The sequence below is a fragment of the Celeribacter marinus genome (assembly GCF_965656515.1).
Lineage (GTDB): Bacteria > Pseudomonadota > Alphaproteobacteria > Rhodobacterales > Rhodobacteraceae > Celeribacter > Celeribacter marinus_D.
Genome location: NZ_CBFHKW010000047.1, coordinates 14,523 through 20,205, shown reverse-complemented (window position 1 = coordinate 20,205; position 5,683 = coordinate 14,523). Strand labels below are relative to the sequence as shown.

At 53.9% G+C, this 5,683-nt stretch carries 8 protein-coding genes and 1 pseudogene; 4 read left to right on the top strand and 5 right to left on the bottom strand.

Annotation, left to right across the window (positions count from 1 at the left end; translation table 11 throughout):
* The 3 genes and pseudogenes from ACTG34_RS10545 to gap all read left to right on the top strand — a co-directional run.
* Nucleotides 1–106: pseudogene (locus ACTG34_RS10545) on the top strand (erythrose-4-phosphate dehydrogenase); the annotation flags it as partial.
* A gap of 148 nt (nt 107–254) precedes the next feature.
* Entirely contained in the window at nt 255–398 is a 144-nt protein-coding gene (locus tag ACTG34_RS10540; RefSeq protein ID WP_062215852.1) for a hypothetical protein, read from the top strand.
* Nucleotides 399–542: 144 nt separating this feature from the next.
* Nucleotides 543–1,544: a type I glyceraldehyde-3-phosphate dehydrogenase gene (gap, locus tag ACTG34_RS10535; RefSeq protein ID WP_439104886.1), complete on the top strand. Its 1,002-nt coding sequence runs from the start codon at nt 543–545 to the stop codon at nt 1,542–1,544.
* Between the two features lie 123 nt (nt 1,545–1,667).
* On the opposite strand, the gene coaD is transcribed toward gap, so the two are convergent.
* Nucleotides 1,668–2,162: a pantetheine-phosphate adenylyltransferase gene (gene coaD / locus ACTG34_RS10530; protein ID WP_439104885.1), complete on the bottom strand. Its 495-nt coding sequence runs from the start codon at nt 2,160–2,162 to the stop codon at nt 1,668–1,670.
* Nucleotides 2,163–2,300: 138 nt separating this feature from the next.
* A complete protein-coding gene (locus tag ACTG34_RS10525; RefSeq protein ID WP_439104884.1) occupies nt 2,301–2,735 on the bottom strand; it encodes a CBS domain-containing protein in 435 nt (144 codons plus the stop codon).
* A 383-nt stretch (nt 2,736–3,118) separates the two neighbouring features.
* Between ACTG34_RS10525 and ACTG34_RS10520 the strand changes: the two genes are divergently transcribed.
* Nucleotides 3,119–3,313, top strand: a complete 195-nt coding sequence (locus ACTG34_RS10520; protein WP_439104883.1) for a YgaP family membrane protein — start codon at nt 3,119–3,121, stop codon at nt 3,311–3,313.
* Nucleotides 3,314–3,327: 14 nt separating this feature from the next.
* On the opposite strand, the gene ACTG34_RS10515 is transcribed toward ACTG34_RS10520, so the two are convergent.
* The 3 genes from ACTG34_RS10515 to ACTG34_RS10505 form a co-directional block, all read right to left on the bottom strand.
* The gene (locus ACTG34_RS10515; protein ID WP_439104882.1) at nt 3,328–3,996 is read right to left on the bottom strand and encodes a Crp/Fnr family transcriptional regulator; all 669 of its coding nucleotides are present in this window, start codon (nt 3,994–3,996) and stop codon (nt 3,328–3,330) included.
* A 61-nt stretch (nt 3,997–4,057) separates the two neighbouring features.
* Nucleotides 4,058–4,498 (bottom strand): DUF302 domain-containing protein, encoded by a 441-nt coding sequence (locus ACTG34_RS10510; RefSeq protein ID WP_439104881.1) that lies wholly within the window; start codon nt 4,496–4,498, stop codon nt 4,058–4,060.
* Nucleotides 4,499–4,571: 73 nt separating this feature from the next.
* On the bottom strand, nt 4,572–5,645 hold the full coding sequence (locus tag ACTG34_RS10505) for a c-type cytochrome (protein ID WP_439104880.1): 1,074 nt from the start codon (nt 5,643–5,645) through the stop codon (nt 4,572–4,574).
* Nucleotides 5,646–5,683: the final 38 nt, after the last annotated feature.

Genomic DNA, 5,683 nt, shown 5'->3' with positions numbered 1-5,683 from the left:
AGTGATCGGGCGCACCGTGCGCGTCTTGGCATGGTATGATAACGAATGGGGATTTTCGGCCCGTATGGCCGATGTCGCAGCCGCCATGGGGCGCTTGTCCCACTAAGATCACACACCGCCACCGCACGACCACATATGCGCGCCTGACATCCCTGTCGGGCGCGTGTGTCGTTGTGTGCTCAATGCTCATCCCCCTTCCCTTCGTCGCGCACCAGTGACACAATATGCCAATTGGAACTCGAACGGGCCTTTGCATGACCAACTCCATCGCCTTAGGACTTGCCATCGTCATCCTGGTCGCGCTTGGCCTCGACTTTGGCGTGAATGATGGAACAGCCTCGCTGTTTTTGGCGCGCAAAATGCTTGGCGTACTCCACTACATTGCTTTCTGGCGCTGAGGCGCGCGCTTTCGCGGTTGACCTTTTCGCTATGATCGCGATGTTAGCGATAACTGGACCCGACGTCATGAGGCGTCGGCGGATGAGTGAAGGACGGACCACTGAACGGCCCGCCCTGCCGAACAAGCGTCAAGGAGTGCTGACATGGCTGTAAAAGTGGCAATCAACGGATTTGGTCGAATTGGTCGTAACGTTTTGCGTGCGATTATTGAATCGGGCCGTACCGATATCGAAGTGATCGCAATCAACGATCTTGGTCCCGTGGCAACCAACGCCCACCTGCTACAATACGATAGCGTCCATGGCCGTTTCCCCGTGACGGTGTCACATACAGAGGACACAATTGACGTGGGTCGCGGCCCGATCAAAGTGACCGCGATCCGCAACCCTGCCGATTTGCCATGGTCTGACGTTGATGTGGTGATGGAATGCACAGGTATTTTCGCATCCAAAGAGAAGTGCCAAGCACACCTCGACAACGGTTCCTCGCGCGTGCTGATTTCCGCACCTGGGAAAGACGCCGACAAAACCATCGTGTTTGGCGTGAACGACAGCGAACTGACGGCTGACGACATCATCGTGTCAAACGCCTCGTGCACAACCAACTGCCTGTCTCCCGTTGTCAAAGTGCTCAACGACAACATCGGAATCATAAAAGGCTTTATGACCACGATCCACTCCTACACGGGGGATCAGCCGACACTCGACACCATGCACAGCGATCTGTATCGCGCCCGTGCGGCGGCTTTGTCGATGATCCCGACCTCGACAGGCGCGGCTAAAGCCGTGGGTCTTGTGTTGCCCGAATTGAACGGCAAACTTGACGGCGTCGCCATCCGCGTGCCCACACCAAACGTATCGGTTGTTGACCTGACATTTGAGGCTGCTCGCGACACCACTGTCGAAGAAATCAACCAGTTGATCCGTGACGCGGCAGACGGCCCGCTCAAGGGCGTTCTTGGCTACACAGACGCGCCGCTGGTCTCCTCGGATTTCAACCACGATCCGCATTCGTCGATCTTCCATTGCGACCAGACAAAGGTCATGGAAGGCACAATGGTCCGCATCCTTACATGGTATGACAACGAATGGGGCTTTTCCAACCGTATGTCCGACACAGCCGTGGCCATGGGTAAGTTCCTCTAAGTCGAGAAACCCCCACATAGATTTCCCGCGCAAGCGAGACAAAACACCCCAAAGCCTCACGCTTTGGGGTGTTTTTTTCAGTTAGAGATAATTTAGAGGTAATAACGGGCGTTCAACACGAACTCACGGAGCGCGTTTGCCCTTGAGGTTTGCCTCGACCTCAGCCGTAACAAATTTCGACACATCGCCGCCAAGCCGTGCGATTTCCTTGACCAGTTTGGAGGCAATCGCTTGGTGACGCGCTTCGGCCATTAAAAACACCGTCTCGATCGAATTGTCCAAGGCGCGGTTCATACCAACCATTTGGTATTCGTATTCAAAATCAGCCACGGCACGCAGGCCACGGATGATGATCGACGCATTTACATCGCGCGCACAATGGATCAACAGGTTCTCAAAGGGGTGCACCACAATCTCACACCCCGTCTCTAGCGAGAGCCCCTTGGTGTAGGTTTCCAACATCGCCACGCGCTCCTCAAGGGAGAACATCGGTGACTTGTCGCGGTTGATGGCGACCCCGATTACCAATCGGTCGACCAATGCACAGGCACGGCGAATAATATCGCCATGCCCGTGGGTTACGGGATCAAATGTGCCAGGGTATAGTCCAGTGCGCATACAGCTCTCCTTGCTCTTATGGCAAGCAACAATATTGCGCGCCCGAAGGCAAGCGAAACAACGATGCCAAGGCGCGAGTGTTGCTCAACATCACCGTCTCACCCTCTCTGCCTTGGCCTTTGCGTAATGTAACTGGGGTCAGTGCCCCATAATCATGCCCTCAAGCGCGTTACGCTCCATCGCCAACTCTTCGAGGCGCGCCTTGACGACATCTCCGATCGACACGAGGCCGATCATCTTGTCACCATCCATGACAGGCATGTGGCGAAACCGCCCTTGTGTCATCTGTTCCAACACCTCAAGAGCGGTGTGATCGGGGCGACAGGTGATAAGCTTGCGCGTCATGAGATCGCTCACCGGCAGATCCAACACCGATGGTCCCTGACGCCCCAATTCGCGCACCACGTCCCGCTCGGACAATATCCCGTCTGGATGCGAAAGATCGGACCCGACAACCAACGCGCCGATCCGCTTTTGCGACAGGATCGCCACCGCATCCCCAACAGTCGCATCGGGCGCGACCCCTGCGGTTTCGGTGATGGCTTTTCCCTTTAAAATCTGTCCAACGATCATGCGATATCCTCCGTTTTACACATATGCACATTTCCCTACCTGTAGCGTCCTCCTTTGATGGCCCTCCTGTCAAGTTGCGCGACATACTTACGCAACGATTGACAGAGATGCACCCTCCCACAACGTGATCAAAACAGTCAATTTGCGACATATTTGAGCGTCAAATACGCCATTTTTCCCCTCAAATTACACAATTCGAACATTGGAGAGCGGTGGGGTCTGCGCTCGTACGCGCCTGAAAAATCGCCCCACTACGACTAAAAACAGACCGCAGCAAAACAAGACATCAAAGCGCGAGGTGTCCACCGTTTGGTGAGTTAGTCACAGACTCACTGTAAATTTATGGTTAATCTAAAACTAACGTTAAACGAGAAAGGTGTAACATGTTTCAGAAAAATGTCGGCGGTCTCGATCGCATCCTCCGTATCGTCGTAGGCGTCGCGCTCATTGCCGGCTTCTTCGTCTACGGCAATCCGCTCTTCTTGATCGGGATTGTGCCTTTGGCCACAGGCCTGTTCAGCTCGTGCTTGGTCTATTCACTCTTCGGGATTAACACCTGCCCGATGAACAAGCGCTAAAACACGCATCCCTTTCAGATCGACTCTGAAAGGGATTTTAACGCGCCAATATCAAGTAATTTGACCTCACCGCGCGCTGTGGCAACCCACCCGCGCCGCTGAAATTCTTGGAGTTGGCGCGAAATGACTTCCCGCGCCGTTCCCAGCTCCGCCGCCAATTGTGCGTGAGTCGCTTTTAGCATTGCGTGATTGTCTGCCAGTTCGACCAGCTTTTGCGCCAAACGAATGTCGACCTTTTGGAACGCAATCTCTTCGATCACATGAAACAGATCTGTAATCCGGCGTGAATAGGCCGAGAATACGAATGTGCGAAAGCTCTTTGAGGTGGCGACCAGATCGTCGAACACACGGCGCGGTATTGCCGCCGCCTGAACCTCGGTTTCTGCGACACCTTCGGCTGAATAATCCTCATAGGCCAACATACAAGCCGTTGTTAGAACACAACTTTCACCCGCATGGACACGGTACAACACCATCTCACGCCCACCCTCGGATGTTTGTTGAACGCGCACAGTGCCACCAAGCAGGAGCAACAGGTTTTCGGGATTTTTTCCTGGACCAAAGAGAATGGTTCCCTTTGGCACCGTGATCACTTGCGACTGCGTAATCAAACGATCACGCAGCTTTTCATCTAGGCTCGAAAGCCCAACAAACCGATCAATCCAATCAACGCGAACATCCATGCCGTTTCCCTTTACGCGGGGGATGCTTTGTCCAGACAGAGCATCGTTTCAGGCACCATAGTTAGAAGCTTGTGGCCTCTTCTACAATCTCTGTCAGCAAATCCTCGACGGCTTGCATGGCGCCATCGGGATAATCGCGAAATCCAATGGTCACTTTTCCGGCTTGGTCAGCGACAAAAATGGAGTACGGACAGTGCACAATATTCATTGGGTCGGCTTCCATCACCTGACGTGAAACGGCGGCCGAACAGAACAAAAATACGTCAGCCGCATCGAAAATCACCACGTCCGATCCAACATCCTCACGTGTGCGTTCCAACATTTCGCCCGTGTGACTGCGGTAATCAATCACGAGGCCTTTGGATATAATCGCGTCCTCAATGGCAAATGTCGCATCGTCGAACGTGCCATCATAATCAAACATAATCGCGGCATCATTGGCCATAGCTGGCGCTCCACCGATGGTCGCAATAATCGCGCAGACTTTTAAAAACTGGGTCATGAGAGTCTCCCTTCAACCCGAGTATACCACGAAAAAGGGCGGTCCCAAACAAGACCGCCCTTTTTAATAACTCTTACTGTGAGACCGATTTCAAATATTCGATCACCGCGTTGATATCGTCGTCTTTCTTTAAGCCAGCAAACGACATCTTGGTCTTTTTATAGACGCCTTTTGGCTTTGCTAGGAATTCGGCCAAATGCGCCTCGTCCCAAACCACACCCTCATCATGGGCGGCAGTCAGGTCCTTGGAGTACTTGAAGTCATCGATATGCGCCACCGGCGCACCGACAACACCATTCAGGATTGGACCAACCTTATTCTTGGCGCCCTCGCCCACTTGGTGACAGGCCGAGCATTTCTTAAAGACCTTCTCACCCGCAGCGGCCAGATCGGCGTCAAACGCAGCCATTACGGGCGCTGTCACCGCCTCCTCGACAGGTGCGGCCTCAACAGGTGCGACAGCTGCAGCCTCTTCAACAGGAGCGGCCTCAGGTTCAGCCTTGGCTCCCTCTTCCTCAGGAGTCACATCCAACACCGCCGCGCGCTTGGTCACTTCGACCGTCTCTTTGCAGTTTTCATAGCACGCGTTGGCTGCGGTAAAGATCGTCAACTCCGTCTGCGCGCGGTCATCAATGATAAACCCGTTCGCATTGGGCATCTCGACATCCATAAAGTTCTCGTGTGTCAAAACAAAATCATCGTCCACGAGATAGTTGGAATAGAGAATATACGCAGTGATGGCGTAAACATCGTCGTCCGACATCGTTTGTGCCGCACCAAATGGCATGGAGCGCCGCACATAGTCATAAACGGTCGACAGATATGGCCAGTAGGACCCAACGGTCTTAAGCGGATCTTTGTCGGCCAATGTACCATCACCGCCCGCCAGTTTGGGCCAGTTGTCCACGCCCTCGGCAAACTCGCCGTGACATGAGGCGCAATTTTCCGAAAAGATCATTTCGCCATCTTCAACAGAGCCAGACCCCATGGGCAGGCCTTGGCCTTGCGGGCCAATGTCGCGATCCCATGCCGCAATTTCATCGGGAAGAGCCACACGGCCCAGGCCCAATTTTTCCGCGAATGACGGTGTTGCGAGCGCCGCGATGAGCGCCGTGCTTGCGATCAGTTTAGGAAGAAACTTCGACATTTTCCGACTCCCCGTTTTCTTTGACCCACCAGGTCTGG

Excerpts from the sequence above, each read along its gene's own strand:
- gap (WP_439104886.1), top strand. The coding sequence starts at position 543 with ATGGCTGTAAAAGTGGCAATCAACGGATTTGGTCGAATTGGTCGTAAC.
- ACTG34_RS10515 (WP_439104882.1), bottom strand. The coding sequence starts at position 3,996 with ATGGATGTTCGCGTTGATTGGATTGATCGGTTTGTTGGGCTTTCGAGC.
- ACTG34_RS10505 (WP_439104880.1), bottom strand. The coding sequence starts at position 5,645 with ATGTCGAAGTTTCTTCCTAAACTGATCGCAAGCACGGCGCTCATCGCG.
- ACTG34_RS10540 (WP_062215852.1), top strand. The coding sequence starts at position 255 with ATGACCAACTCCATCGCCTTAGGACTTGCCATCGTCATCCTGGTCGCG.
- coaD (WP_439104885.1), bottom strand. The coding sequence starts at position 2,162 with ATGCGCACTGGACTATACCCTGGCACATTTGATCCCGTAACCCACGGG.
- ACTG34_RS10520 (WP_439104883.1), top strand. The coding sequence starts at position 3,119 with ATGTTTCAGAAAAATGTCGGCGGTCTCGATCGCATCCTCCGTATCGTC.
- ACTG34_RS10510 (WP_439104881.1), bottom strand. The coding sequence starts at position 4,498 with ATGACCCAGTTTTTAAAAGTCTGCGCGATTATTGCGACCATCGGTGGA.
- ACTG34_RS10525 (WP_439104884.1), bottom strand. The coding sequence starts at position 2,735 with ATGATCGTTGGACAGATTTTAAAGGGAAAAGCCATCACCGAAACCGCA.